Source organism: Mycetocola sp. JXN-3, assembly GCF_014522285.1.
Taxonomy (GTDB): Bacteria; Actinomycetota; Actinomycetes; order Actinomycetales; family Microbacteriaceae; genus Mycetocola; species Mycetocola saprophilus.
Window position 1 is genome coordinate 3,274,708 of record NZ_CP041635.1, and the last position, 24,914, is coordinate 3,299,621.

Below are 24,914 nucleotides of genomic sequence, written 5' to 3' on the forward strand. Positions count from 1 at the left end.
CGTGTCCAAGCGCATCATCCTCAACGCCTTCGATATGGGCTGCGTCACGCATCAGGCCCCGGGCCTGTGGCGGCACCCGGACAACCGGGCCGACACCTACAACACCCTGGAATACTGGACCAACCTCGCCCGGCTCCTGGAGCGCGGCAAGTTCGACGCGGTCTTCCTCGCCGACGTGCTGGGCGTCTACGACGTCTACCGCGACTCGGTTTCCCCCGCCCTGATCGATGCGGCGCAGGTGCCGATGATCAACCCGGTGCTGCCGATCACCGCGATGGCCGCGGTCACCACACACCTGGGTTTCGGCGTCACCGTGGCGCTCACCTATGAGCAGCCCTACAGCCTGGCGCGCACCTTCTCCTCGCTGGATCATCTGACCGGCGGCCGGATCGGCTGGAACGTGGTCACCAGCTACCTCAACTCCGCGGCGACCAACCTGGGCCTGGAAAAGCAGCTCAGCCACGATCAGCGCTATGAGCTGGCCGAGGAGTTCCTCGACGTGACCTACAAGTTGTGGGAGGGTTCCTGGGAGGATGGCGCGGTGGTGCGCGACCGCGAATCCGGCGTCTTCACCGACCCCACAAAGGTGCACCCGATCGATCACCGCGGCGAGCACTTCTCGGTGCCGGGCATCCACCTGGCCGAACCCTCCCCGCAGCGCAGCCCGGTGATCTTCCAGGCCGGCACCTCCAAAAGCGGGAAGTCCTTCTCCGCCCGGCATGCCGAGGCCGTGTTCCTCAACGGGGTGCGGCCCGAGATCACCCGCAAAAACGTCGACGATATTCGCAACCAGACCGAGGCCGCCGGACGCGACCGCAACGAGGTCAAGATCATCGTGCTGGCCACGATCATCACCGCCGAAACCGACGAGCTGGCCCGGGCGAAGTACGACGAGTACCGCTCGTACACCAGCGTCGAGGGTGCCCTGGCGCTCTACGGTGGCTGGTCGGGCCTCGACCTCTCGGGCTACGACCCCGACGTGCCGCTGGAATACGTGGACACCGATGCCGCCCGCTCGGCCCTGGCGATCTTCACGATCACCGATCCCGAGCGCCGCTGGACCCCGCGCGACATCGCCGAATACCTGGGCATCGGCGGCATCGGTCCGGTGATCGTGGGCTCGCCGACGACCGTGGCCGATGAGCTCGAGCGCTGGATCGAGGTTGCCGATGTGGACGGGTTCAACCTCGCCTATGCGGTCACCCCGGGCAGCTTCGAGGACATCGTGGACCTGATCGTCCCCGAGTTGCAAAAGCGTGGCCGGGTCTGGAACGAGTACCCCGGGGGCACACTGCGCGAACGCCTCGGCGGCGCCGGCCCCCACCTCCCCAGCACCCACCCGGGTGCCGCCTACCGCGGGGCCTTCACCGGCGCCCGGTCCGCCGCCGATGGCGACGCCTCGCGGGTCATCCCGCATATCGATTCGATCCGCGACACCCCGAAGGACGCAGCATGACCACCATCGCCGAAGCAACCGAAGCCCCCGAAACCACAACCGCGGCCGCCGCGCTCTCGCCCTGGCACGGCGTCGCCGATGCCGCCGAGCGCGCCCACTGGGAGGCCGTCGCCGCCGAGGTTGGGGCCCGCCTGGGCACCGACGCGCTCGAACGCGACCGGGCCAACCTCGACCCGCACACCGAGCTGAACCTGCTGCGCGAGGCCGGACTGATCAACCTGCTGCACCCAGCCGAGTTCGGCGGCGGCGGGGCACACTGGTCCACCGCGCTGCACGTGGTGCGGGTGCTGGCGCGCACCGACGCCTCGGTCGCCCAGGTGCTCGCCTACCACTACATCAACGCCTCGAACATCGTGTTTTCCGCCGCCCCCGAGGCCCAGGAGGCCTGGTTCCGGGCGAGCATCGAGGGCAACTGGGTGTGGGGCGACTCGGTCAACCCGGTGGATCCGGCCCTCGAGGTGGTTCGCGAGGGTGATGGCTACCGGCTGAACGGGCTCAAGCGCTTCTCGACCGGCGCCAGCGTCGGCGATGTGGTTCTGCTCAATGCCCGCATCACCGAGGGCGAGGACGCCGACCGTTTCCTCTACGCGGTCCTGGATCACGACCGCGAGGGCGTGGAATACCTGGGCGACTGGAACGCGCTCGGCCAGCGGCTGTCCGCCAGCGGGTCGGTGCGCTTTAACAACGTCCGGGTCGAGGCAGCCGACGTTCTGGGGCTGGACTCCCCCGAACCCTTCGCCAGCCTGCTGACCCCGGGCATCCAGCTCGCGTTTGGCAACCTGTACCTGGGCATCGCCGAGGGGGCGCTGGCTCAGGGCACGCAGATCCTGCGCAACCGTCCCAACGCCTGGTTCCTCTCGGGGGCCGACACCTATCGTCACGACCCGTTTGTGCAGCGCACGGTGGGCGAGTTTGTGGCGCAGATCGAGGCGGCCGACGCCCTCGCCGAGCGGGTGGGCATCCACTTTGACCGGGCTGCCGATCGCGGCGGCGACCTCACCTGGGAGGAGCGCGGGGAACTGGCGATCGCCGTGGCCAAGCTCAAGGTCGTGACCGATGCGGTGGCCCTCGAGGTGACCCACCGAATCTTCGAGGTCACCGGGTCCTCCTCGGCCAACCAGCGCGTGGGACTCGACCTGCACTGGCGCAACGTGCGCACGCACTCGCTGCACGATCCGGTGGACTATAAGAAGCTTGAGGTGGGTGCACACCACATTAACGGTGAGTTCCAGCCGGTCTCGCTCTACACGTAGACCACCCGGCAATATCGGCCCTCGTCCTCGGGTTTTTCCCGAGGACGAGGGCTTTTTGCTGTGCCCGGCCGCGGAATTCGGGGAATTTGTCCCCCGGATGCGGGTTTCCACTCGGTACAGACCACATCAATACCACTCTTGCCAAGTTAGAAACCACAGGCTATTGTTGGGGCCAACGGTTCGGCCCCCAACCCGACCGTTCGATTTACGGCAGCACCGCCGTAACCGTCAGGAAGGATCCACCGATGCATCGCTTCAGACAAGCAGGACTCGCCGTTCTCGTCACCACCGGCCTCGCGCTCACCGCCTGCTCCAGCGGCGGCGCCTCCGCCGGGGGTGGCGACGCCGACAGCATTACCCTGCAGACCATTTGGACCAGTGGTAATAGCCAGGGCACCGCCCTGCGCGACGCCATCAAGGAGTTCACCGCCGAGAGCGGGATCAAGGTCAAGATCCTGGAAAACGGCGAGGACCTCAACCAGGTTTACGAAACCTCCCTGCTCGCCGGCGATGAGGCCGACGTGCTGCTGGTGGGCCTCCTGGAAAAGCAGCTCGACTGGGCCAAGAACGGCGCGGTCATCCCGGTCAACAACTACCTCAAGGACTGGGATCTGGGCGACGCGATCCCCAAAGCCGCGGTCGAGGCCTGGACCGACGATGAGGACAACGTCCGCGGGTTCCCCTACACCGGCTTCACCTGGCCCTGGTGGTACAACACCGACCTGCTGAAAAAGGCCGGCACCGAGGTTCCCAAGACCATCGATGAGCTCAAGGCAACGGCCACCGCGCTGCGGGCCAGCGGCGTGGGTCCGGTGGCTACCGGTGGTAATGACTGGTCCGGTCAGAAGATCTTCCTGCAGATCCTGCAGACCTATATGGATGAGAAGGAGACCATCCAGGTCTTCGAAAAGGGTGGACTGTGCAAGTCCCCCAACGCGATGAAGGGTGTCGAGCTGTTCGCCGAGCTGCGCGATGCCGGCGTCTTCGTGGACGGCGTCGAGGGCCTCACCGCCGACCAGGCCCAGGCGCTCTACATGTCCGGCAAGGCCGCAATCGGTCCGATGGGCAGCTGGGCGTACCTGCACGCCGAGGAGCCCGTCGCCTCGGCCACCGAGCTGGGCGGTTTCCCGGTCGCCTCGGGCGGCACCTTCACCAAGCCGAACGCCTACCGCGGCGACACCTCGGCCGGCTGGTGGGTCACCCCCAACGGCCAGAAGAAGGAGGCCTCGCTGAAGAAGCTGGTCGAGTTCATGTACAAGCCCTCGACCATTCAGATCATGGCCGATGCCGGCATCGTGATGGCCACCAGCACCAAGGTGGACACCTCCCACATCGACTCCCCGATCATCGCCCAGGCCAACGGCCCGCTGCTGGACTCGGTGGACTGGGCGGTCATGCCCGACGGGCACGTGCCCGGGGACGTCTCCAACCCCATGTATCGCGCGACCTCGGTGGCCTACACCAAGGGCAACGACGCCAAGGCCATCTGCGCGGCCGTCGACAACGTCTACGCCGCCGCGGGCTAAGCGGCACACCGGTGGCGTCGGGAAATCCGGCGCCACCGGTTCTTGCCCCCAACAACGATTCAACCCTCAACGTTCGGAGCCACCATGGCTGTCATTAACGCGGCGCCCACCGAGGTGAGCAGCGCCGCACACCCCGCCTCACCCCGGTCCCAGACCCCGCGCCGCCGCTCGGTCTGGAAGCGCAACGCCGGGCTGACCTTCGCCCTTCCCGCGCTGGTCTGGTTCCTGGTCTTCACGATCGGGCCCCTGTTCAGCCTGTTCTACTTCTCGATGACCAACTGGCGTGGCCTGATCGCCCCGCGCACCTTCGTGGGTCTCGACAACTTCACCAAGCTCTTCGCCGATCCGGTGCTGCACCAGGCGGCGCTGAACACGCTGATCCAGCTGGTCATCACCGTGCCGATCGTGGTGTGTGGCGCGTTCATGACCGCGTACTACGTGAACCTGCGTCCGCGCGGTCACCGCTTTATCCGCGCCGTCCTCTTTACCCCGGTGCTGCTCTCGGCCCCCGCGCTCGCGCTGGTATTCCTCGGGGTGTTTGCCCCGACCGGTCTGGTCAACGGCTTCCTCGACACGATCGGGCTCGGCCATATCGCCAAGCCTTGGCTCGCCAACGGCGACAGCGCCTTCATCGCAATCATCATCGTGATCCTCTGGGCCTCGGTTTCGGTATCCGCGGTGATGCTCGCCTCGGCCATGAACTCGCTGCCCACCGAGGTGTTTGAGGCCGCCGAGCTCGACGGCTGCGGACACTGGCGTCGCATGTGGCTGATCGCGTTCCCGATGGCCAAGGGATTTGTGGGCGTCATCACGACCCTGCAGTTCCTCTGGACCCTGTTCACCTCCGCCGCCGTGGTGCTGCTGCTGACCCGCGGCGGACCCGGCACCTCGACGATCAACCTGTCCTTCCTGGTCTACGACTACGCATTTAATAAGTCGAAGGTGGGCTACGCCCAGGCGATCGCCGTCATCCTGTTTGTGCTCGGAGTGCTCGGCCTGATCGGCATCCGACGACTGTTCCGGAGCAAGCCATGACCACCACCGCATCCCCGCTCAAGACCCGCGCCCAGGCTGCGCCGGTTCGCGCATCCTCCTCCCGTGGGTCGCGCGGCATCTCCGCCTTCCTGACCTATCTGTCGCACGGCGCGATCTGGCTCTATGTGCTCCTGCTGCTGGTCCCGATCTACTACCTGGTGATCTCGGCCTTCAAGACCAATACCGCGATCCTCAACGAGCCATTCAACCCGTTTGCCGGCCTGGTGCTGGACAACTTCGGCAAGGCGTGGGAGCAGGCGACGCTGGGGCCGGCGCTGCTGAATCAGGCCTACCTGACGGTGGGCGCGAGCGTGCTTACGCTGCTGCTGGCGATCCCCGCGTCCTACGCGCTGGCCCGTTCCAAGGGCAAGCTCGGCAGCATCGTCGAGCGGATCTTCCAGGTGGGCTTCCTGGTGCCGGCGTTTGCCGCGCTGGTGCCCACGGTGATGCTCGCCATCTCGATGAACCTGTTCCACACCCGCGAGTTCCTGATCCTCTTCCTCCCCGCCGGCGCGATGCCGCTCTCGGTGATTCTGCTGACCCAGGCGATGCGCACGGTCCCGGCGGAGCTCGAGGAATCGGCGGTGCTGGACGGTGCCAGTCAGATGCGGGTGCTGTGGGCGGTGTTCCTGCCGGTCACGATGCCCACCACGATCACGGTCATCATCCTCAACTTCCTGGGCTTCTGGAACGAGTACTTCTTCTCGCTGGTGATCATCGGTCCCGACCCCGCGCTGCGCACCGCCCAGGTCGCGCTGCCCACGCTGTCGATGACCAATGCGGCGCAGTACGGCGTGCTGGCCGCGGGCATCGTGATCACCCTGATCCCCGTCTATATCGTGTACGCGATCTTCGCCGAAAAGATGGAGGGTGCCGTGCTTGCCGGCGCCCTCAAGGGCTAGTTTTTCCACCTTCACCTTAAGAGAGGCTTTTTCATGCCGGTCGAGATTCCCCGTCCCGCCACCGCGTTTTCGGTCGGGCAGGCCGAGGCTGTTCCCGCCACATCCCAGGTCATCATCAATCACATCGGATACGACCCCGGATCCCCGTCCGCCGCGATCCTCGGGCTGCCGGATGGGTTGCCGCCGCGCTCGGTCACAATCCGCGAGGCTCTGGCCGATGCGTCCCTCGGCGAACCGCGCGAACTCAACGCGGGCCCGGTCGAGCGGGTCGCCCGCTGGCACATCGGCCCGTTTGCCCGGGTACCGCTGCCCGTGCTAGCCACCGGCACCTATGTGATCGAGTGCGTCGACGCCTCGGGCACGGCGGTGTCCTCGCCGCCGTTTGTGGTGGAGCCGGACCTGCTGCAGCGCTCGGTGCTGCCGGATCTGCTGTCCTATTTCCGGGCGCAGCGTTCAAGCGGGGAGATCGACCGCAAGGATGCCGCCGCCGCGCTCTACGGCGACGACTCGGGATTCACCGTGGATGCCCGCGGTGCCTGGCTGGATGCCAGCGGTGACTTCAGCAAGTTCATGAGCCACCTCACCTATACCCGGATGATGAGCCCGCAGCAGATTCCGCTGTGCGCCTGGGCGTTCTTCGCCGCACGGGACGAGATTGTGCGCCGGCACCCAGGGGTGGCCGATATGTTCACCGCGCACCTGCGTGATGAGGGACTGTTCGGCGCCGATTTCCTGGTGCGGTTCCGCTCCCCCGAGGGCTACTTCTATACCGGGATCTTCGATGCGCTGACCAAGGATCTGAACGAGCGGGTCATCAACGCCCCGTTGCCCGAGTCCGTGCGCACCGACCGCTATCAGGCGGCGTATCGGCACGGCGGCGGGCTGGCGATTGCCGCGCTTGCCCGCGCCTCCACGCAGGATGCGGCCGGGGAGTTCGATTCCGCGGCCTATCTGCGGGCGGCCACCGAGGGGTTCTGGCACCTCGAGGAGCACAACACCGAGTACCTGTTTGACGGGATCGAATCGATCCTGGACGACTACTGCGCGCTGCTCGCCGCGGCCGAGCTGGTGGCGGCCGGAGAGTCCTCGGCCGAGCCCGCGGCCCGCGCCCGGGCGGCGTCGCTAATCGGTCGCTATGTCACCACCGACGGCGGTTACCTGGTGGGCGACTTCGAGGGGCGGCCCTTCTTCAGCGCCGCCGAGGCCGGGCTCCCGGTGATCGCACTGCTGCGCTTTGCCGAGGCGCTGCCCGAGGGGCCGGATGCCGAGGCTGCACGCTCGTGTGCGGCGCGGATCCTGCTGGATCTGATGGCCCGCGCCGACGCGGTCCCCAACCCGTTCGGCTATCCGCGCCACCGCGTGCAGGCGGTCGGCGGGGAGGCGCGCGAATCCTTCTTCTTCCCGCATGAAAACGAGACCGGCTACTGGTGGCAGGGCGAAAACGCCAGCGTCGCCTCGCTCTCCACCGCGGCCAGCCTGGCCCTGAGCGCGGGGATCATCCCGGCCGAACACACGGAGCGCGTCGCCCGCTTCTCCGCCGACCAGATCGCCTGGGTCCTCGGCCGCAACCCGTTCGACGCCTGCATGGTCACTGGCCGCGGCCGCAACAACCCCTTCTACCGGGTCGAGTGGCCCAACCTGCTGGGCGGCGTGGTCAACGGCATCACCGGCGGCATCGACGACGAGGAAGACCTCGCCCTGCTCCCCGGCAACGCCGAGGAGGGCCGCACCTGGCGCTGGGGCGAGCAGTGGATCCCGCACGCGGGCTGGCTGACCCTGGCCCTGGCGGCCGCGCGGTAGCGAGCCCCTCAACGTATCGCCGTGAGCCCGATGCTCGCGGCGATACGTGTGTTTTTGCTGATAGTTCAAAGGTCGAGTGCGCCCGCTCTTCCCCTACGCAACCGAGCCCTCTAACGTAAAGAAAAACCGAATCGGAGGACGCGTAAATGAACACATACGATGTCACAACAATACCGTTTTCGGTATAGTTACGCCATGTCAGCCAGGATCAAATATCGCGACGTTCTGCGTGAAATGGCGCTCGATCGCTACGGCTACGTCACGACGCGTGAGGCAATCGAAGCGGGAGTCCCCGCCGTCGAGCTCCCTAAACTCGCCGCCCGCGGCGGACTAGAACACGTGGCGCGTGGCATCTACCGGGTCTCCACCGTTCCACCAACCCGCAACGATCAGCTGGCCGAGGCGATTCTGCGCGCCGGCGAGGGTGCCTACCTGTATGCCGAGTCGGTTTTGTCCCTATTCGACCTGGCCGATCTGAACCCGCGCAGGATCAAGGTTGCCGTGCACAGGCGGACGCGCACAAAACTTCCGGCGTTCATCGAGCTCACCCGTGTGCATGGTGAACCACGAACCACCGTCTACGACGGGCTGAATTCCCAATATGTCGCCGATGCTCTGCTCTCATGCAGCGGCCGAATCGAGCCCCCGATCCTCCTGATTGCGGCACAGCAGGCGCGTGCCGAGGGCCTTCTCCTCACATCGGAATTCCGGCACCTCCGGCGGGCGCTGCGGTCATGACCTACGCCGCCGCACCGAACAGCGTCCGCTCGTTGGAACAGCGCATCCGCAATCTCGCGGGCGGCGATCAGCAGGTCCAACGCCGCCGGATCACAATGTCACTGGTCGTTATCGGGCAGATGCTTCCCGAGGGTGCGGTGAAGGGCGGCGGCGCGCTGGCACTTCGACTGGGGCAGAATTCTCGATTCACGCGCGATCTCGATGCCGCCCGAACGGGCACCCTGGCGGCATTCCGCCGAGCTTTTGAGGAAAATCTCTCGGCAGGTTGGGCCGGGTTTACCGGCCGCCTAGTATCCAAATCCGCGGCCAGACCCCCGTCGGTCCCCACCGCATATGTGATGCAGCCGTTCGAGGTGAAACTGAGCTATCACGGCAGGCCGTGGTGCACGGTACCGTTTGAACTCGGCCATAACGAGCTGGGTGATGCCGAGGGTGCGGAGCGCATCATCGCCGATGATGTGAAGACACTTTTTACCGGAGTCGGGCTGCGCTCCCCCGCGCCCATCCCCGTCATGCGCACCGAACATCAGATTGCGCAAAAGCTCCACGCCGTTTCCGAACACAACAGCAAACGAGCCCGCGATCTCGTTGATATTCAGCTCCTTGAGCGAAACGAAGCTCTGGACCTTTCGGCTGTCGCAACGACCTGCATCCGCCTCTTCTCCTACCGCACGCAGCATTCCTGGCCTCCGCAGATCCATGTCGGCGCAGGCTGGGCCACGCTGTACGAAGAGGCATCCGCGGGCCTTGCCGTGGCACCGTCCGTCGACGAGGCGGTTGACCAGGTGAATGACCTCGTCAAGCGAATCTGCGCGGCCGCCCTTTAGTCGTCACCCGCGTGTATCCCGCACCCTAGCCCGCCGCCGCTGTGGGCAGGGTGGACAGGGCCAGCAGATACCAGGCCGAGTGCGGGATCCACTGTTCAGTCCAGCGCCAGGAGTCGTGGCCCGCGGCCGTGCCGGTGCGGAAGTCGATGCCGTTTTCGTTATCCAGGCCGCTGGTGATGCCGTTGACGATGCCGCCGGGGAGGTTCGGGAAATCGGGGGTGTACTCGGCGTTATTGCGGCCGCGGCCCTGCAGCATGCAAACGTCGAACGGGTTGCGGCCCACCATCCAGTGCACCTGATCCACGGCGAATCGGCGTAGCCGCTCACGCAGGCTCTCGGGCACTCCGGGGAGCTCCGCGACCCGCGCCGCCGCATGGCTCAGCGACCCCAGCGCCGCGTTCTCCCCCTGCCACCAGTAGCCGGTGTCGTTCTCGTGCGGGAAGAAGAAGGCATCACGCGCCTCACCACCGCGCGGCTGCACCCGCTGGCGCGGATACCCGAACGGATTGGGGACCGCGTCGGTGCGCGCGATCAGGTCGGACATCGCGGTCACTGCGAGGGTGCGGGCGCGTTCGGAAATCTCGTCCTCCTCGAAGACCTCGGCCGCCCGCAACAGCGCGATCGGGAGGAGGCCGGGCTCAACCGGGCTGAAGTGCGGGCGACCGTCCTCCCACGCCTCAAACCATCCGGGCGAGCCCGCACGGTGTCGACCCTCGATGTTTGCGAGTCGGGTTGCGACCGCCTCCGCATACTCGGGGCGCGGATCCGCCGCGTGCAGCTCGGTCGCCGCGAGCAGCGCGCAGTAGTCGTCCACGATCGACTCCGAGCTCGGCGTCAGCTCCCCCGAGGCAAGGTCCAGGCCAAACAGATACTCATCGTTGTGGGCCTCCAAGTCCAGGAACGCGGTGCGCGCCGCCGACAGGTACGCCGCCTGGTCAAACTCCCCGTGCTCGCTCTCCCGGGATGCCCGAGCCAACGCCGCGATCGCCAGGCCTCCGCCGCCGCGATACGAGGCGATATACCGGTCGGTGCGCACACACTCGGGCAGCGGGGCGTTGATGATCCGCTCGGGCAGGCTCTTGGTCAGCCCGTCAAAAATGCCCGAGTAGAAGCGGCCCCGGGGATCTCGGAATCGGATCAGAAAATCGGCCCCGAACAGCGCCTCATCGCGCAGCCGCGCCCCGAGTACACGAGAGAACCGCGGGTGGAACCGGGTCAGACCATCGCGTGCCTCCAAAAACGCCCAGGCACACAGTGGGATCTGTTGTGGGCTCATCGCGGGTGAGTAGGTGAGGTGGGAGAGGAACTTGCTGGTGTCGCCCGAGGCGTCGAGCCAGCCGCCGCGGGCATCCACCGTAGGGGCACCCGGTTCCGCACCCCAGAGGGCGGCGGCCGCGTCCTTGCGTTCGATCTCGCCGCTTGAGCGTACGGCCTTGAACGCGAACAGCACGTCGGACATGCCCTGCGCGTGGGTGCGTTCGATCCCGATTTCAAACGGTTCGGAGCGCCGAGTCAGCCCCCCGCTAGTGGCCTCGATGAGGTATGTACCGGGGACATCCAGCTCGGAGAAATCAACGGCCGCATAGGCACCGCCCGCCCAGTGGTCTACCTCGGTCGCCGGGGAGACGTGCGCCTCGATGGCAACACCGTCGGCAGCGACATCGGCGTCGACTCTCACCAGCCGCACGTCTGGCCGTTCCCCGACGGCAAGCTCGCCAATCACCGCGCGCTTGAACGCGCCGATGTCATATCCCAGGTGGGAGGTGTGAATGCGCACGGTCAGCCCTTCCGCGCCACGGCCTCGTCACCGTTCACGCATAAGTGGTATTTATTGGTATCTATCTTGTACCATAATGGAAGAACCGCGGTGATATTTTCTTCGAGCCCAGTCGTGTACCGTACGGCGTGGGGGCGAGCCCGCCCCGGCGCGTGAAAGGAACAGCAATGGCGAACCCCGGTGAATTCGAGCCGCCGATCCGCGTGGACTATCCGGATCCGCTGTGGATCCAGGCCGTGCGGCTGATCCGCGATCAGATCAACTCCGGCAGCCTGACCGAGGGCATGCGGCTTCCTCCGGAGCGCGAACTCTGCCAGCAGCTCGGCATCAGCCGCGTCACCCTGCGCAAGGCCCTGACCCAGCTGGTTGACGATGGCGTGCTTGCACCCTCGCACGGACGCGGCTGGTATGTGGGCACCGCGAATCAGGACCGCGACTGGTCCAATGACCTGGAATCCTTCTCCGAGACCGCGAAGCGGATGGGCCTGGAGCCCTCCTCCGAGGTGGTCACCGTCGAGGAGCGTCCGGCCTCCCTCGACGAGGCGGAAGCCCTCGGCGTTGCCCCCGGCACTCCGCTTTTCCGCCTTGACCGGGTTCGCCTGCTGGCCGATGTCCCGATTGCCCGCGATGAGACACTGGTGCCTGCCGCACTCATGCCGGACGTCACGGACGTGGACTTCTCTACGGCCTCCCTCTTCTCGGTTCTGGGCGAGGCGGGGCTCGCCCCCGAGCGCGCCGAATCCACGATTCAGGCGCGCGCGGCCGATGCCTCACTCGCCGAGAGCTTACGGATGCAGGAGGGCGAGCCGATCCTGGAGATGCACCAGATCGCCTACGCCGCCGATGACCGAAAGGTCTCCATGTCGCGCATTCGCTACGCGGGCGACCGCTATCGCCTGCGCACGGGCTTTGCCCGCGGCACCCACTAGCCAGCCGCTAGCCACCGGCCGCTGACCATTGTTCACTGCACTGTCACACGGGGAGGGGCCCGACGCGATCCGCGTCGGGCCCCTCCCCGTCATGTGAGTACTGCTCAGAGTGCGCGGGCCAGCGCCAACGCCCCGGCCACCGGATCGTCCTCGAGCAGGTGGAATTCCAGTCCCGGATGCGCGGTTCCCACACGCTCCCGCACGCCCTCGGCCAGTCGCGGCTGCCCCAGGATGACGCTGCCCGCGGCCACCACGTGTGCGCCGACGGTGCCGCGGCGCACCAGCTGATCCACCAGGCGAGCGAGGTGCACGGCGGCACCGTCGATCACGTCCGCGGCGAGGCCCGAGCCCGCATCCGCCGCCGCAAATACGGCGGGTGCGTGCGGGGACCAGTTCGCCATCGTGGGTTCATCGTTGACCGCGCGAGCCAGGCGTTCGGCGTCGGCCACCCCGAAGCTCGTCAGCAGCGCGCCGAGCAGGCCGTCGTCGGGAAGGCCGTCATCGTGGGCGAGCAGGGCCGCCCGGGTGGCCTCACGGACGATGCCCGAGCCGCCGGCCTCATCGCCGATCACCCAGCCCCAGCCGCCCGCGCTCACCGCGGTACCATCGGCGAGCGTGCCCACCCCGATGGCACCGGTGCCCGCGATGAGGCCGATCCCCGCGTCCACCCCGGCGGCGGGAATCAGCAGGGCCGCGTCGTTAACGCAGTGCACGCGGGCGAGGCCACGGGCGCGCAGGGCGCGCTCCAGATCCGCGGCCGCCTGCGGATTATCGAGGCCCTGAGCCCCCACACCGAGTGCCGAAACCTCGGCGGCGGACACCCCGATTCCGCTCAGCACGGCGAGGATCAGCTCGGCCGCGGGCACCGCCGGTTCGGCGTCCCACTCACCCGAAGACACCACCGTGTTGTGCACCAGCACGCCGTGCTCATCCACCGCGCGCAGCGCCGTCTTGGTGCCGCCGATATCTAGGCCGATGCGCAGCGCGCTCACGCGCCCACCTGCGAGGGAGCCTTGGTGTCGTCGTTTTCGAAGACAAACTCCTCGATCGCGATGCCGCGGTTTTCGGCGACCTCGCGCACCAGCTGCTGCATGACCAGGGCTTCGATCACGCCGCGCTGGGTGTCGCTGAGGGTGGGGATCACGATCGTGGTGACCAGGGGCAGCGGATCGCTCCCATCATCGGTGATCAGGACGACAGGGTGTCCGGCAGCCGAGAGCATCCGCGCGGCCTTACGCTCACGCGCGGTCCCAAACAGCACGTGGACGCCGGCACCCGCGGACTCCATCGCGCCGTGCAGGTACTGCCGCGTACTCATCGCGGTGGAGGGGATGCGCGCAACCTCGCGGAAGAGCAGCGCGCCGGCCTCGGCGGATCCGACCGAGGTCGCCGACCCCACGAAGTCGGCGCTGGGGGCGTTCTGGAAGAGCGCGGCAGCGACGGCGATGGCGGGGGCCAAGTCGCGCTCGGCGGCGGCGAATCGGGCACCCAGGGTGTCCCAGTCGGCGGCGATATTGCCCCCGTCCCAGGCTTCGGCGAGCATGCCCAGCGCGCTCACGGTCGCGGTGTAGCCGATCGTGGAGGCGTAGCTATCGTCGATGCTGCCGAGGTCGATGGTGTCGGTGGCCAGCGCACTCAGCGGCGAGGGGGTCACGTTGACGATGCCAAATCGGCGCTCGGGCACCACGCTCTCCAGCGCGGCCAGGGTTTCGGTGCTGCGTCCACTCTGCGAGATCGCAAAGACCGGACTTTCGCCCACCACGATCGGCATCGGGCTCTCGCCCGGGTCGAGCCGGGCCGCCTCGATGCCGCGCTTACGCAGGTGCCAGACGGCGGCGGCCGCGGCGGCGTAGCTGGCGCCGATGCCCATCAGCACGGGACCGCGCCCCCGCAGGTTTCCGGCCTGGGCGAGACGCTCGAAGTGCGCGCGCAGTCGCGGCACCAGCGCCGTGAGCTCCTGGGCCTGGTCCGCGGTGGCGGCGGCGAACGTAATGTAACCGTCCACGGTGCTCCTTTTCTGTGGCGCTTCGCCGCGGGGGCGAAGACTCAAAACGATGACGGAATCCCGCCCTAAGACAATCTAGTACCTAACCATACCTCCTAATACCTCTTGGGTACAGGGTGTTCCGCTGCAACCACAAACAAAACGGGGCCGGATGTCGCAAGTGCAACATCCGGCCCCGAGGTTTGGGGTGCCGATCCCGGTCGGGCTCGGCGGTTTCGTATTCGGCCCCGTGCTAAACGGCGGGGGCGTCGGTCAGCGCGATGGCGTCGATCTCCACCAGCATCTCCTCGCGCGGCAGGCCGGTGAAGACGGTGGTGCGCGCGGGCAGGACACCCGAGGTCACGCGGGCCGAGACGAATTCGCCATAGGCATCGTTCATGATCGAGAAGTCCTCGCGCTTGGTGAGGTAGACCCGCAGCATCATGACGTCATCGAAGGTGGCACCGGCAGCGGCGAGGATCGCCTCGACGTTCTGCAGGGTGCGGGTGGTCTGCGCGGCAACGTCGCCGGGGAACAGGTACTCATTGGTCTCGGGGTGAACCGGACCCTGGCCCGACACCTGCACAAACGGCCCCTTCCGCACACCCTGCGAGAAGGTGTGCGCCGGTGCGGGCGCGTTGGTGGTGGAGATGGCGATACGTTGTGACATGGGGTCCTTTCGGGACGGCAACCTGTTGACGGTGTCTGGTCCCCGATGCTAGAACGTACCTAGCGACGGACGCAACCAAGAGCGCATCCACACTGCCGAGGGCGACGCCGCCCTCACGACTAGTCAGGGGTTTTGATGTTGGGCACGACCGACTCGGCAACGAGTCCGAATTATTCAGGCCCACTCAAGGCTTTTCCCCCGGTGTCGGGCGGGATCACCCCCGACGATGTGCGGACTCGGCGACCCGCGCTGAGCGACCTCACCACACCCCTGGTGACCGTGGATGAGTCGGCAATCAACCACAACATCGAAACCATGCGCGCCTGGTGTGAGCGTGCCGGCGTGGGCCTCGCGCCGCACGGCAAGACCACCATGAACCGGGTGCTCTGGCAACGGCAGCTCGACGCCGGGGCGTGGGGCATCACCGTGGCCACCCCCTGGCAGCTGAGTGTCGCGCTGGGCTGGAACATTCCCCGGATCATGCTGGCGAACGCGCTCGTCCAGCCCGCCTATCTGCGCCTGGTGTCCGCTGCGCTGCGCGATACCGACACCCGGATTGTGGTGTGGGCGGATTCGCTGCGCGCGGTGGAGATCATGGACGCGGTGCTGCGCGAGGAGACGGAAACCTCCGGCACCGGGACGGTCGCGAGCGGGACCCCCGAGAGCGCTACCCATGGAACCGAGGCCGGCAGGATCGCGGCCGCCGGCACAGCACGCCCGCTCGAGGTCCTGGTGGAACTCGGCCAGCACGGCGGGCGCACCGGGGCCCGCACACATGAGGATGCAATCGCGATCGCCGCCGCAATCGGTGCCTCTCCGGTCCTCGCCCTGGCCGGGGTCGCCGGCTACGAGGGCGCGCTGGCCCACCACGGCGATGCGGACTCTCTGGCGATTATCCGCGGCTATCTCAACCGGCTCGCGGCCCTCGACGATGCCCTGCGCGACACCTACGATTCGCGAATCGAATCCGCCATCGTGACCGCCGGCGGCAGCGCCTACTTCGACGTGGTGGCCGAGGTCCTGTCCCCGCGTCACGCCCCGACTAAGGGGCGCGAAGTACTTATGCGCTCCGGGGCATATATCTCTCACGATGACGGTTTTTACCGCGGAATCACGCCGCTCGGACGGTCCGGTGCGGAGAATTTCCGCTCGGCCATTCACGGCTGGTCCACCGTGGTTTCGCGTCCCGAACCCGGGATCGCCCTGCTTGACAGCGGCAAGCGCGACCTCCCCTTCGACGAGGGTCTGCCCGAGGTTCAGGGGGTGCGCCGATTCGGCCAGGAAACCCTGGATGAGTTGCCCGGCGCGAGCGTCACCGCGATGAATGATCAGCACACCTTCCTCGCCCTCCCCGAGGACAGCACGCTCCAGGTGGGCGACGTGGTCCGCCTGGGCCTGTCCCACCCCTGCACCACCTTCGATAAGTGGCGGGCGCTGGTCGTGATCGACGATGTGCGCGCCGAGCGCCCGCTGGCGACCGGCGTGCTGTACACCGAGTTCGGCTAGGCGCGACGATGCAGACCATCCTGCTGCGCCACGCCCGCATCATCGACGGCACCGGGGCCCCGAGCAGGCCCGGCGACGTGTTGATCATCGAGGGCAGGATCGCCGCGCTGGGCGAGTGGATCACGATCCCGCCCGGACCCCACCTGGAAATCGACGTGGCCGGGCGGGCGGTCGCGCCCGGGTTTATCGACATGCACGCGCACTCGGATCTCGCGGTCCTGCACGATCACGATCACCTCGCCAAGGTCTCCCAGGGCATCACCACCGAGGTGCTCGGGCAGGACGGACTCTCCTATGCGCCCACGACCGACGCGACCATGGCGATCCTGCGCCGACAGATCGGCGGCTGGAACGGCGAGCCCGCGGGCATCAATTTTGACTGGCGCAGCGTCGGCGAATATCTGGACCTTATCGACCGCGGGGCTGCGCTCAACGTGGCGTATCTGGTGCCGCAGGGCAATCTCCGGATGGCGGTCATCGGGACCGAGGACCGGCCCGCGAACCCGTCCGATATCGCCGCGATGCGGGACCTGGTGGAGGCCGGGCTGCGTCAGGGGGCATTTGGAATGTCCTCGGGACTGACCTACGTCCCCGGGATGTTCGCCAACACGGATGAGCTGGTTGAGCTCTGTCGGGTGGTCGCCGAACACGGCGGCATCTACGCTCCGCACCAGCGCTCCTATGGCCTGGGCGCGCTTGAGGCCTATGCGGAGATGGTGGAGGTGGCCCGGCGCTCGGGTGTCGCCCTGCACCTGACCCACGCGACGATGAACTTCGGGGTGAACGCCGGGCGCGCACACGAGCTGGTGGCGCTGATCGATGCGGCCGCCGCCGACGGGGTACGCATCTCGTTTGATACCTACCCCTACCTACCGGGATCCACGACTCTTTCGGCGCTGCTTCCCGGCTGGGCGGCGGCGGGTGGTCCCGATCAGACCCTGGCAAGGCTGCGTGATCCCGAGACGCGGGAGCGGATCCGACACGAGCTCGAAGTCACCGGATCCGATGGCTGTCACGGGGTGGTGACCGACTGGTCCACGATCGAGATTGCCGGCGTGGCCAACCCCGCGCTCACCGGCATCGTCGGCTCGACCATCCAGCGGCTGGCGGAGAGTGTGCGCGGGGGAACCCGCTCGCTGGTGTCGCCGGAGATCGCCGCCGAGTGGCCCACCGATGATCCCACCGGCATCTTTTTCGCGCTCCTGCAGCAGGATGAGTTGGCCACCAGCATTCTGCAGCACGTGGGCGACGAGGCCAACGTACGCACGATGATGAACCACCCGCTACACACCGGCGGGAGCGACGGCATCCTGATCGGCGACAAGCCGCACCCGCGCGGCTGGGGTACCTTCCCCCGTTTCCTCGGCCACTATGTCCGCGACGAGGGTGTGCTGAGCCTCGAGGATGCGGTCGCCCACTTCACCTCGCGTCCGGCCTCGGTCCTCGGCCTGAATGACCGCGGTGTCCTGCGTGAGGGCGCGGTGGCCGACCTGGTGGTCTTCGATCCCGACACCATCGCCGACCGGGCCACCTTCGCCCAGCCCCGTCAGCAGGCCGCCGGAATCTCCTGGGTGTTCGTGGCCGGGGTTCCGGTCATCGCCGAGGGCGTGCGCACCGAGGCACTGCCCGGACGGGCGCTGCGCGGCCCGGCCTGGGACGGCACCCGCTAGCCGCGATCCGGTGCCATGATCGGCGTAACACGGGCAAGAAATCCCCCGTGTTACGCACCGTGTCATCACGCTTTGCGGCGTCCCCCAAACGGGAGGGAAGATGACGATGAGAGATTCCCTTCCCTCATTTTTGGCGATCCCCACGCCCCACTCCTTTTCCCCCGGAGGAAACACCCATGTCTCGTTCGATTCGTTTGGTGAGCGCAATCGCGCTGCTCACCGTTGCCGGCCTCGGTCTCGCCGGTTGCTCGGCCAGCGCCTCCTCTTCCGATAATGCGGCGAGCGCCAAGGCTTCCAAGGCCGAGAGCCTCAAGGACTTCGGCACCCTCGATGAGCTGGCCGCCGCGGCGAAGGCCGAGGGCAAGCTCAACGTCATCGCGCTGCCTCGTGACTGGGCCAACTACGGCAACATCATCGACGCGTTCAGCAAGAAGTACGGCATCAAGGTCAACGAGCTGCAGCCCAACGGGTCTAGCGCCGATGAGATCGCCGCCGCCAAGAACAATAAGGGCCTCGACACCGCCCCCGACGTGTTCAACATCGGTGACACCATCGCCAACAGCAGCGAGAAGTACCTCGCCGTGTACCGCAACCAGGCGTGGGACGAGGTGGACCCGAGCCTCAAGGATGCCGACGGTCACTTCATCGCCGGCGAGGGTGGATTCCTCTCGATCGGATATGACTCGGCCAAGGTTCCCGAGCCCAAGACCTTCAACGATCTGCTGGGATCCGACTATAAGGGCCTCGCCATCTCCGGCGACCCGACCAAAAACGCCCCCGGTCTTGCGGCCGTCGGCCTGGCCACCCTGCAGGAGGGTGGCACCCTGGACAACTTCCAGCCCGGGATCGACTTCTTTGGCAAGCTCAACAAGGCGGGCAACCTGATCAGCGTGCAGCCGAGCTCGGCGACCGTGGTGTCCGGTGAGACCAAGCTGATCATCTCCTACGACTACTCCAACGTGGCCTACGGCCGTGACCTGCCCACCTGGAAGGTCACCATCCCCGAGGGCACCGGCTATGGCAGCTTCCTCTACCAGGCCATCAACAAGGATGCCCCGCACCCCGCGGCCGCGCGCCTCTGGCAGGAGTTCCTGTACCAGGCCGATCAGCAGAACCAGTGGATCAAGAGCGGTGCCCGCAGCCCGATCGAGGCCGCCCTGGTCAAGGCCGGCACCGTGGACAAGGCGGCCCTTGCGGGTCTGCCCGCCGCCCCGGCCAAGTATGTGATCCCGACCATCGAGCAGTCCAAGAAGGCTGGCGAGCTGGTTGCGACCAACTGGGCACCCGCGGTCGGCTAAGTCCGTGACCTCATTTGTTACCCCGCCGGGTACCGGATCCTCCGGTACCCGGCGTTCGGGCTCCCGGGAGGCGGAGCAGACCGAGCCTCGGGACACGTCGTCCGGCGTGGTGGCCTCGCCGACATCCTCCCGATCCGGCTCCGCGCCCGTGCGCCGCGGTCGTCCCCGCGGCCGCATCGCGTTGGCGGCCGGCCGCGGCGTGGGTCTGCTCCCCTTTACCGTCTACGTGCTACTGTTCCTGGCGATCCCCACGGTCATCGCCCTGGTCAGCGGCTTCCAGGATGGCGACGGCAACCTCACCCTCGACAACCTCTCGGCCCTGACCGATCCCACCATCCTGCGCACGATCGGCAGCTCGCTGTGGCTGGCCGCGCTGACCTCCCTGCTCGGCGCGATCATCGGCGCCCTGGTGTGCTTCGCGATGATGGGCCTGGACGAAAACCGGCTGCTCTCGCGCATCGTGACCTCCATTTCCAGCGTCCTCGCCCAGTTCGGCGGTGTGATGCTGGCCTTCACGTTTATCGCGACGATCGGTATCCAGGGCGCGATCACCGTGTTCCTGCGCGGCGAGCTGGGCATCGACATCTATAAGAACGGCGTCTGGCTGTACGAGCTGCCCGGGCTGATCCTGCCCTACCTCTACTTCCAGGTTCCGCTGATGGTGATCGTGTTCCTCCCCGCGATGAAGACCCTGAAGGTGCAGTGGGCCGAGGCGAACCTGACCCTCGGCGGCACCCGGCTGACCTTCTGGACCCGGATCGGGTTCCCGCTGCTGCTGCCCTCGTTTGTCGGAAGCTTCCTATTGCTTTTCACCAACGGGTTCTCGGCCTATTCGACCGCGGCCGCGCTGATCAACCAGGCCTCCCCGATCGTGCCGCTCCAGATCCGTCTCGCGCTCAGCAGCGAAACCGTCCTGGGCCGGGAGAACGTCGCCGGGGTACTGGCCCTGGCGATGATGGTCATTATGTCCGTGGCAATGGCGCTGTATGCGCTGGTGCAAAAGCGGGCGGCGAGGTGGCGGGTATGAGCGCGAAGGTCCGTCATCCACTGGCCCCCGCCCGAGCCACCCGGATCATCATCCTGGCCGTGATCGGGGCGCTGTTTGCGGTGCCGATCGCCTCGATGGTGGAGTTCACGCTGCGTGATCCCAAGACCGGCGGTCACACGCTGGACAACTGGGCGGGCCTGTTCGCCCCGGACGCCGCGAGCACCTATGAGGTGGTCTGGACCGGGATCGGCAACTCGCTGCTACTCTCGGCCTTCGCGGTCGCGGTGGTGCTGCTGATCCTGGTGCCCACGATGGTCTATGTCGAGGTCGAATTCCCCCGGCTGTCACGGGTGTTGGAGTTTATCTGCCTGATCCCGCTCTCGCTGCCGGCGATCGTGCTGGTGGTGGGATACGTGCCCGTGTACCAGTTCATCGGCCGGATTGTGGGGACGGATGTGTGGTCCCTGGGCTTTGCCTACGGGATCATCGTGCTGCCGTTTGCGCACCGGGCGATCAAGTCGAACCTCGACGCGATCGGCATCCGGGTGCTCAGCGAAGCTGGACGCACCCTCGGGGATTCCTGGTTTGGATTCCTCCGGCGCGTGGCCGTGCCCAACCTGCGCGGCGGGATTTCGGCGGCGGTGCTGATCACCGTGGCCGTGGTCTTTGGTGAGTTCACGCTCGCCTCGCTGCTGAACCGCACCAACCTGCAGACCGCGCTGAACATCATCAACTGGCAGAACCCGTTTGTGTCGGTGGCGATCTCGCTGGTTTCGCTGATCGCGGTGTTCCTCCTGCTCCTGGCCGTCAGCGGCCTGGGCCGCGTGGGCGTGCGCCGGGCACGGCGGCGCTCTCCCTCGAAGGTCGTGTAGTGACCGCTCGCACGGGGGCTCCCAGGCCGGGTCCGCTCCCCGAACCCCGTTTCTACTTCCCGATCACTCCCCTGCGAGGCACCCGATGACCACTTCCTCCCCCGTTCTGCCCGGCATCGTGGGCACCCCGGTGTCCTTCGATGCGGTGTCGCTGAAGTTTGGCAGCACCCTGGCGCTGGATGAGTTTTCGCTGGATATCGCACCCGGTGAGTTTGTCGCGCTGCTCGGCCCCTCGGGCTCGGGCAAGACGACGGCGCTGCGGGCGCTGGCGGGCCTGGAGGCCGCGTCCTCGGGTCGCATCCTGGTGGATGACGGCGATATCACCGGCGTCCCCACCAATAAGCGGGACCTGGGCATGGTGTTCCAGTCGTACTCGCTGTTCCCGCACCTGACCGCGCTGGAAAATACCGAGTACGGGCTGCGGAACCGGCGCCAGCCGAAGGCTGCCCGACGTACGGCGGCGCAGGCGGGGCTTGACCTGGTGAGCCTCGGCGACCTGGCCGATCGCTACCCGCATGAGCTCAGCGGTGGACAGCAGCAGCGCGTGGCCCTCGCCCGCGCGCTGGTCACGCGGCCGAAGGTGCTGTTGTTGGACGAGTCGCTGTCGGCGCTGGATGCAAAGGTGCGCGTGCAGCTGCGCGAGGAGATCCGCCAGTTGCAGCTGCACCTGGGCATCACCACGATCTTTGTCACCCACGACCAGGAGGAGGCGCTCTCGATCGCCGACCGAGTCGCGGTCATGAAGGACGGCCGGATCGAGCAGGTCGGCACCCCCGAGGACCTCTACCTCCGCCCGGCTAGCGCCTTCGTGGCCGAGTTCGTGGGCGTCACCAACCGCATCCCCGCCGAGAACCTGGGCGATGGCACCGTGCGCGTCCTGGGCAGCGTGCTGCCGGTGGCGGAGGTTCCGGCGAGCCATGTGCCTGCGACGGATGCAGCCGCGGGCAGGCTCGTCGCGTACGTGCGCCCGGAGAATCTGCGGCTGGTAGTGGGGGCTGGTGCTGGCTCCCCTGCCGTATCCGGCGTCTCTGCAACCGTGGTCGAATCCTCATTCCTCGGCTCCTTCCGGCACACCCTCGTCACCCTCCCGGACGGCTCACTCCTGCGCATCCAGCACGCCGCCACCGAGGCCCTGGCCATCGGCACCGTGGTGCGCGTGCAGGCGCTGGCGGTCACCCGGGTGGTCGCGGCGTAGCGCCGTGCATCACGGGGTGCATCGGCTCGAATCTTCGAGGTGATGCACCCCATTTTTGTGTGCTCACCTAGCGCAGCGAACCCGAATCGGGAACAAATGACGTCACCGGGCGCGCACCTAACGGCTCAGCGAGTTGCACGTCGAGGAACGTCTCCACGGCCACCAGCGGGCATGCCTCGGGGGCTTCAGGCACGGCCCCCTCAACGACCGCGATCAAAACCCTCTCCGATGACTCCCGCAGGATGGATCGCACCCCGACGCATTCGGGATTGCCCAGCACAAAACGAATCCGGATCCGATCGGCAGGAACCCCCTCGACCCGTGTCCACTCGAGCGAACCTTCACCGGTAAGGTCATCCCGGGAATCCTCACCCGAAGTTTCAGCGACGGAGCCGGACGGCATCGGGCGCGGGGCCTCCGAGTGCGACTCCTGCTGACTATTCGAGCACCCGCTGAGTGAAATGACAACAGCAAAAGCCCCCGCACAGATCTCCCATTTGACCTTGATCATTCGTGCTTTCACCAATCTGCATTTGCAGCGTTGAATAAGGTCTTTACGTCAGTTCTAAAATATGGTCCATTTATGTGAGAAGTACTGTTTTTAGGTCCCCAAGAACTAACCGTTCTTAGATATCCCAGTCGGGTTCCGTTGTTGTAATTCGATAGCCACGGACCACCCGAGGCCCCTCCCCCGAAATTGCAACCATTTAGCGTTGAGAATCGATAAAGGCCGTTCCATCTGGTCCCAGTTTTCCCCCAGCAAGCCCACATGCGTTGCCCATCGTTGAGATTCGCGGGGTAACCGAACAAGCTCACATCAAAATCGTAAACACCGCCACCAGTGATGAGTCCGTTCCCACCAACTGCATCGACCACTCTCTGGGACGAAGCATTCGAAAACGTGGTGACGAACGCCACATCCGAATTAAACCCACGAGCACTAGCTTGATAAGTGGTCCAATCAGTAAACGTTCGAAACTTTCTCGCCTGGAACGTTCCATACGGCCGGCTCCCATTGCTGTAAGCGGGGATGAAGACCCAGTTCTGATGCCAAGCGTTACCGGGAGCCCCGAATACACAGTGGCCCGCAGTAGCGACCAATCGTTTGGAACCACTATTGATGGACGATCCCGAGCACACGTAATTCTTTCAGTTTGATGCATTGCGGAAGAAAACCTTGCCGCTCGTGCGTGAGAAGTTCGTTACCGGTGCCGCCATCGTCTCGGCTCCGTTCTCCACATCTAGCGGCTCGGCCACAATGTCCTCATCGTTGAGTTCGTCCACTGGCGACAGGGATCTGGCATCGCCAAACAGGTCATCTGCAACCTCCGGAGTCTTTATTGGGATTGCACTGGCAAGACGTTCATCCGTCCAGTAATCCATTACTGCGAGGTCTCCTCCCCGCTGGTCCGCGTCCTCTTGCGAACGCACATCTTGAGTCAATCCGCTCAGCTCGTCAGGATACGTTGGAGCCTCCGCGGAAATGGTCTCCTCGGACGGCTGGGTGGGGACACCCAGAGCTCCCACAGTTGTTGGGCTGCCCAACACAATCACTAATGCCAAAAGAGTCGAAAATATCACTTGTCGCTTCATCATGCCCCCCGGCTCACGATGCAATCACCGTGTCAAATTATCTGTTGGCGCTAAAGCCAATCACCCTGGAAGCCTAAAAGCAATGCTTCTTACGATCGGATGAAACAGCAAAGAGTTTCACCGGACAAGAGAGCATACAGTTTCTCTATCGTTTGGTCATTTAATACCTAGATTCCGGGGAACCAGGTCAATTAATCGAACACAAATCAGTGTCTTCTGGGGCCCATCTCAGAATGCCATTTAAAGGCCCCGACCTCGGACAAGCCGGACGGGACCCCTGTGCGAGCTGGACCTAGCGGTTCAGCTCGATCTGGCCGAGGTCCGCGTAGCGCAGGCGCACCGGGTCGTGCAGGTTTTTCATCACTCGATTTCAAACCTCGGGTTAGGTAGCAAATAGCGCGAAAGCTGTACGACAGAGCCTTTCTCCGCCGTTCGATGTTACGTAGTAAGTCCCGAAGAAACTGATTGTGATTCAGGATAACGCCCGCAGCGACGTAGCGTTCAGCACACGCGATTCACGCCGGGGACTCAGATGCCCCTGACGCGGATGGTCCGCATTCCGTGGATCGCTGATTGAAAGGTAATCATCATGACCAAATCGACACTCTCAATATCTCGCGGTGCCGGCGCACTCGCTCTTGCCCTCACGCTCGGAGTCATTGGCCTGGCGTCGGCAGGAGTAGGTGCGCTGTGGATTGTTGGGAACCTGGGGCTTAGCACGGCAGCAGCTAGTCAACTCGTCGCCGCAATAAACGTTGGCGGTTGGGCCCTCGCAGCCGTACTCGCCGTATTGGGAGGAGGCATCGGCGGAGCCATTGTCGCGACGATTCGCGGCGTGATCCTGAAGCTTGGAGAGAAAGCCGCCATCGCCTAGTTGCAGCGCCAGCATTCGACA

At 66.0% G+C, this 24,914-nt stretch carries 22 protein-coding genes; 16 read left to right on the forward strand and 6 right to left on the reverse strand.

The window, feature by feature from the left end; all coding sequences use genetic code 11:
- The first annotated feature begins 1 nt into the window (after position 1).
- From C7C57_RS14860 to C7C57_RS14895, 8 genes are all read left to right on the forward strand, one after another.
- Positions 2-1,456: an LLM class flavin-dependent oxidoreductase gene (locus tag C7C57_RS14860; RefSeq protein WP_187977006.1), complete on the forward strand. Its 1,455-nt coding sequence runs from the start codon at positions 2-4 to the stop codon at positions 1,454-1,456.
- Positions 1,453-2,709 (forward strand): acyl-CoA dehydrogenase family protein, encoded by a 1,257-nt coding sequence (locus C7C57_RS14865; RefSeq protein ID WP_187977007.1) that lies wholly within the window; start codon positions 1,453-1,455, stop codon positions 2,707-2,709. Before C7C57_RS14860 ends, C7C57_RS14865 begins: the two co-directional genes overlap by 4 nt.
- A gap of 245 nt (positions 2,710-2,954) precedes the next feature.
- Positions 2,955-4,235 (forward strand): ABC transporter substrate-binding protein, encoded by a 1,281-nt coding sequence (locus tag C7C57_RS14870; protein ID WP_187977008.1) that lies wholly within the window; start codon positions 2,955-2,957, stop codon positions 4,233-4,235.
- Between the two features lie 84 nt (positions 4,236-4,319).
- Entirely contained in the window at positions 4,320-5,270 is a 951-nt protein-coding gene (locus C7C57_RS14875; RefSeq protein ID WP_187977009.1) for a carbohydrate ABC transporter permease, read from the forward strand.
- A complete protein-coding gene (locus C7C57_RS14880; protein WP_187977010.1) occupies positions 5,267-6,172 on the forward strand; it encodes a carbohydrate ABC transporter permease in 906 nt (301 codons plus the stop codon). Before C7C57_RS14875 ends, C7C57_RS14880 begins: the two co-directional genes overlap by 4 nt.
- Before the next feature lie 33 nt (positions 6,173-6,205).
- Positions 6,206-7,972, forward strand: a complete 1,767-nt coding sequence (locus C7C57_RS14885) for a glycoside hydrolase family 9 protein (RefSeq protein ID WP_187977011.1) — start codon at positions 6,206-6,208, stop codon at positions 7,970-7,972.
- Positions 7,973-8,167: 195 nt separating this feature from the next.
- Entirely contained in the window at positions 8,168-8,710 is a 543-nt protein-coding gene (locus C7C57_RS14890; RefSeq protein WP_187977012.1) for a type IV toxin-antitoxin system AbiEi family antitoxin domain-containing protein, read from the forward strand.
- Positions 8,707-9,537 (forward strand): nucleotidyl transferase AbiEii/AbiGii toxin family protein, encoded by an 831-nt coding sequence (locus C7C57_RS14895; RefSeq protein ID WP_187977013.1) that lies wholly within the window; start codon positions 8,707-8,709, stop codon positions 9,535-9,537. Before C7C57_RS14890 ends, C7C57_RS14895 begins: the two co-directional genes overlap by 4 nt.
- A gap of 25 nt (positions 9,538-9,562) precedes the next feature.
- On the opposite strand, the gene C7C57_RS14900 is transcribed toward C7C57_RS14895, so the two are convergent.
- Entirely contained in the window at positions 9,563-11,314 is a 1,752-nt protein-coding gene (locus C7C57_RS14900) for a glycoside hydrolase family 9 protein (protein WP_255505717.1), read from the reverse strand.
- A gap of 167 nt (positions 11,315-11,481) precedes the next feature.
- On the opposite strand from C7C57_RS14900, the gene C7C57_RS14905 reads away from it, so the two are divergent.
- Positions 11,482-12,243: a GntR family transcriptional regulator gene (locus C7C57_RS14905; protein WP_187977014.1), complete on the forward strand. Its 762-nt coding sequence runs from the start codon at positions 11,482-11,484 to the stop codon at positions 12,241-12,243.
- Between the two features lie 104 nt (positions 12,244-12,347).
- Here C7C57_RS14905 and C7C57_RS14910 read toward each other — a convergent pair whose 3' ends face one another.
- The 3 genes from C7C57_RS14910 to C7C57_RS14920 form a co-directional block, all read right to left on the reverse strand.
- Entirely contained in the window at positions 12,348-13,235 is an 888-nt protein-coding gene (locus tag C7C57_RS14910) for an N-acetylglucosamine kinase (RefSeq protein WP_187977015.1), read from the reverse strand.
- Positions 13,232-14,248 (reverse strand): SIS domain-containing protein, encoded by a 1,017-nt coding sequence (locus tag C7C57_RS14915; protein WP_187977016.1) that lies wholly within the window; start codon positions 14,246-14,248, stop codon positions 13,232-13,234. The genes C7C57_RS14910 and C7C57_RS14915 overlap by 4 nt, the downstream gene beginning before the upstream one ends.
- Before the next feature lie 232 nt (positions 14,249-14,480).
- Positions 14,481-14,897, reverse strand: a complete 417-nt coding sequence (locus tag C7C57_RS14920; RefSeq protein ID WP_187977017.1) for a RidA family protein — start codon at positions 14,895-14,897, stop codon at positions 14,481-14,483.
- A 201-nt stretch (positions 14,898-15,098) separates the two neighbouring features.
- Here C7C57_RS14920 and C7C57_RS14925 point away from each other — a divergent pair, with 201 nt between their 5' ends.
- The 6 genes from C7C57_RS14925 to C7C57_RS14950 all read left to right on the forward strand — a co-directional run bounded on the left by C7C57_RS14925 (position 15,099) and on the right by C7C57_RS14950 (position 22,426).
- Complete coding sequence (locus tag C7C57_RS14925) at positions 15,099-16,403, forward strand: alanine racemase (protein WP_255505718.1); 1,305 nt, start codon at positions 15,099-15,101, stop codon at positions 16,401-16,403.
- Between the two features lie 8 nt (positions 16,404-16,411).
- Positions 16,412-18,073 (forward strand): amidohydrolase family protein, encoded by a 1,662-nt coding sequence (locus C7C57_RS14930; RefSeq protein ID WP_187977019.1) that lies wholly within the window; start codon positions 16,412-16,414, stop codon positions 18,071-18,073.
- Positions 18,074-18,249: 176 nt separating this feature from the next.
- Positions 18,250-19,371, forward strand: a complete 1,122-nt coding sequence (locus tag C7C57_RS14935) for an ABC transporter substrate-binding protein (RefSeq protein WP_030149357.1) — start codon at positions 18,250-18,252, stop codon at positions 19,369-19,371.
- A gap of 4 nt (positions 19,372-19,375) precedes the next feature.
- On the forward strand, positions 19,376-20,398 hold the full coding sequence (locus C7C57_RS14940; protein ID WP_255505719.1) for an ABC transporter permease subunit: 1,023 nt from the start codon (positions 19,376-19,378) through the stop codon (positions 20,396-20,398).
- The gene (locus C7C57_RS14945; protein WP_187977020.1) at positions 20,395-21,231 is read left to right on the forward strand and encodes an ABC transporter permease subunit; all 837 of its coding nucleotides are present in this window, start codon (positions 20,395-20,397) and stop codon (positions 21,229-21,231) included. The genes C7C57_RS14940 and C7C57_RS14945 overlap by 4 nt, the downstream gene beginning before the upstream one ends.
- An 85-nt stretch (positions 21,232-21,316) precedes the next feature.
- Positions 21,317-22,426, forward strand: coding sequence for an ABC transporter ATP-binding protein (locus tag C7C57_RS14950; protein ID WP_187977021.1), 1,110 nt, complete (start codon positions 21,317-21,319; stop codon positions 22,424-22,426).
- 67 nt (positions 22,427-22,493) lie between these two features.
- Here the strand turns inward: C7C57_RS14950 and C7C57_RS14955 are convergent, their stop codons facing one another.
- Positions 22,494-22,937: a hypothetical protein gene (locus tag C7C57_RS14955; RefSeq protein WP_187977022.1), complete on the reverse strand. Its 444-nt coding sequence runs from the start codon at positions 22,935-22,937 to the stop codon at positions 22,494-22,496.
- A 638-nt stretch (positions 22,938-23,575) separates the two neighbouring features.
- The gene (locus tag C7C57_RS14960; RefSeq protein WP_187977023.1) at positions 23,576-24,022 is read right to left on the reverse strand and encodes a hypothetical protein; all 447 of its coding nucleotides are present in this window, start codon (positions 24,020-24,022) and stop codon (positions 23,576-23,578) included.
- 586 nt (positions 24,023-24,608) lie between these two features.
- Here C7C57_RS14960 and C7C57_RS14965 point away from each other — a divergent pair.
- Entirely contained in the window at positions 24,609-24,893 is a 285-nt protein-coding gene (locus tag C7C57_RS14965) for a hypothetical protein (RefSeq protein WP_223144767.1), read from the forward strand.
- The last annotated feature ends 21 nt before the right edge of the window (positions 24,894-24,914 follow it).

Bases quoted from the DNA above. Each gene is read 5' to 3' on its own strand.
- C7C57_RS14865 (WP_187977007.1), top strand. From the start codon at position 1,453: ATGACCACCATCGCCGAAGCAACCGAAGCCCCCGAAACCACAACCGCG.
- C7C57_RS14870 (WP_187977008.1), top strand. From the start codon at position 2,955: ATGCATCGCTTCAGACAAGCAGGACTCGCCGTTCTCGTCACCACCGGC.
- C7C57_RS14875 (WP_187977009.1), top strand. From the start codon at position 4,320: ATGGCTGTCATTAACGCGGCGCCCACCGAGGTGAGCAGCGCCGCACAC.
- C7C57_RS14880 (WP_187977010.1), top strand. From the start codon at position 5,267: ATGACCACCACCGCATCCCCGCTCAAGACCCGCGCCCAGGCTGCGCCG.
- C7C57_RS14885 (WP_187977011.1), top strand. From the start codon at position 6,206: ATGCCGGTCGAGATTCCCCGTCCCGCCACCGCGTTTTCGGTCGGGCAG.
- C7C57_RS14890 (WP_187977012.1), top strand. From the start codon at position 8,168: ATGTCAGCCAGGATCAAATATCGCGACGTTCTGCGTGAAATGGCGCTC.
- C7C57_RS14895 (WP_187977013.1), top strand. From the start codon at position 8,707: ATGACCTACGCCGCCGCACCGAACAGCGTCCGCTCGTTGGAACAGCGC.
- C7C57_RS14905 (WP_187977014.1), top strand. From the start codon at position 11,482: ATGGCGAACCCCGGTGAATTCGAGCCGCCGATCCGCGTGGACTATCCG.
- C7C57_RS14920 (WP_187977017.1), bottom strand. From the start codon at position 14,897: ATGTCACAACGTATCGCCATCTCCACCACCAACGCGCCCGCACCGGCG.
- C7C57_RS14930 (WP_187977019.1), top strand. From the start codon at position 16,412: ATGCAGACCATCCTGCTGCGCCACGCCCGCATCATCGACGGCACCGGG.
- C7C57_RS14935 (WP_030149357.1), top strand. From the start codon at position 18,250: ATGTCTCGTTCGATTCGTTTGGTGAGCGCAATCGCGCTGCTCACCGTT.
- C7C57_RS14945 (WP_187977020.1), top strand. From the start codon at position 20,395: ATGAGCGCGAAGGTCCGTCATCCACTGGCCCCCGCCCGAGCCACCCGG.
- C7C57_RS14950 (WP_187977021.1), top strand. From the start codon at position 21,317: ATGACCACTTCCTCCCCCGTTCTGCCCGGCATCGTGGGCACCCCGGTG.
- C7C57_RS14955 (WP_187977022.1), bottom strand. From the start codon at position 22,937: ATGATCAAGGTCAAATGGGAGATCTGTGCGGGGGCTTTTGCTGTTGTC.
- C7C57_RS14960 (WP_187977023.1), bottom strand. From the start codon at position 24,022: ATGATGAAGCGACAAGTGATATTTTCGACTCTTTTGGCATTAGTGATT.
- C7C57_RS14965 (WP_223144767.1), top strand. From the start codon at position 24,609: ATGACCAAATCGACACTCTCAATATCTCGCGGTGCCGGCGCACTCGCT.